At 71.8% G+C, this 1,801-nt stretch carries 1 protein-coding gene; it reads left to right on the top strand.

Annotation, left to right across the window (positions count from 1 at the left end; translation table 11 throughout):
• A partial coding sequence (locus ACWEN3_RS46145; RefSeq protein WP_452984381.1) for a type I polyketide synthase occupies positions 1–1,801 on the top strand: 1,801 nt, incomplete at both ends.

The raw sequence follows: 1,801 nt of genomic DNA, 5'->3' as shown, positions 1-1,801 counted from the left end.
CTGGGCGATCCGATCGAGGCGCAGGCGCTGCTGGCGACCTATGGGCAGGAGCGTGAACGGCCGCTCCTGCTCGGCTCGTTGAAGTCCAACATCGGTCACACGCAGGCCGCGGCGGGCGTGGCCGGTGTGATCAAGATGGTCATGGCGATGCGCCACGGTGTGTTGCCACGGACCCTGCACGCGGACGAGCCGACGCCGCACGTGGACTGGTCCGCGGGCGAGGTCCGCCTGCTGACGGAGGCCGTCGCATGGCCCGAGTCGGACCGCCCGCGCCGCGCCGCGATCTCGTCCTTCGGCGTCAGCGGCACCAATGCCCACACCATCATCGAGCAGGCCCCCGCCGTGGCGGAGCCGCCCCCGACCGCCGACTCCGGTGCGCTCGTGCCCTGGGTGCTGTCGGGCAAGGGCGAGCCGGCGCTGCGCGCACAGGCGGCCCGGCTGGCCGGCCACCTCGACGCGAACCACGGCTGGACGGCTGCCGACATCGGCCTCTCCCTGGCCTCCCGCGAGATCTTCGAGGACCGGGCGGTGCTCCTGGCGCAGGGCCCGGACGAGCTCCGGCAAGCCCTCACGGCCCTCGCCACCGGCGAACCGGCACCGAACGTGACGGTGGGACGCGCCCGCTCCGAGGGCAAGGTCGGTTTCCTGTTCTCGGGTCAGGGTTCGCAGCGGGTCGGGATGGGGCGTGAGTTGTACGAGGCGTTCCCGGTCTTCGCCGATGCGTACGACGGGGTGTGTGCGCGTCTGGACGTGCCGCTCGACGTCGACGCCGAGTCCCTGCACCGGACGGGGTGCGCGCAGCCCGCGTTGTTCGCGGTCGAGGTGGCGTTGTTCCGGCTCCTCGAATCGTGGGGTGTGCGGCCGGATTTCGTGGCCGGTCATTCGGTGGGGGAGGTCGCGGCCGCGCATGTGGCCGGGGTGCTGTCGCTGGACGATGCCGTGAAGCTGGTGTCGGCGCGTGCCGCGTTGATGGAGGCGTTGCCCGCGGGCGGTGCGATGGTCGCCGTACAGGCCACCGAGGAGGAAGTCCTGCCTCACCTCGCCGATGGTGTGAGCATAGCCGCGGTCAACGGTCCGGAGTCCGTGGTGATCTCCGGGGCCGAGGAGGCGGTGCTGGAGATCGCTGAGGCCTTCGTCCAACAGGGCCGTAAGACCTCCCGGTTGAAGGTCAGCCACGCGTTCCACTCGCCGCTGATGGACCCGATGCTGGAGGAGTTCGCCGAGGTCGTCCGCGGTCTGACCTTCAACGAGCCGCGGATTCCGGTCGTTTCGAACCTCACGGGCCGCCTTGCTGAGTCGTACACCCCCGAGTACTGGGTCCGGCACGTCCGCGAGGTGGTCCGTTTCGCCGACGGCCTGGACACCTTGCACGAGTCGGGTGTGACCACGTTCGTGGAGATCGGTCCCGGTGGTGTTCTCAGCGGCATGGCGCAGGGCTGCCTGGACGAGGCCGTCACGGTGCCCGTCCTGCGCGGTGACCGACCCGAGCGGCAGGCACTCGTCACCGCGCTCGCCGAACTGCACGTGCACGGCGTCTCCCCGGACTGGCGGGCGCTCTTCCCCGGCGCTCACCGCGTCACCCTGCCCACCTACGCCTTCCAGCGCGAGCGCTTCTGGCTGGAAGGGGACGAGGAGCCGGCCGCCGCCGGTGGCCCGGCCGACGCGGTGGACTCCGGCTTCTGGGACAGCGTGGAGCGCGAGGACGCGGAGTCCGTCGCCGCCACCCTGGGCGTCGGCGCGGACGCCTCGCTGAGCGCGATCCTGCCCCGGCTGTCCGCGTGGCGCCGTCAGCGCCGCGAGC

The sequence above is a fragment of the Streptomyces sp. NPDC004561 genome, assembly GCF_053602155.1.
This window is presented reverse-complemented; position numbering and strand designations above follow the sequence as displayed.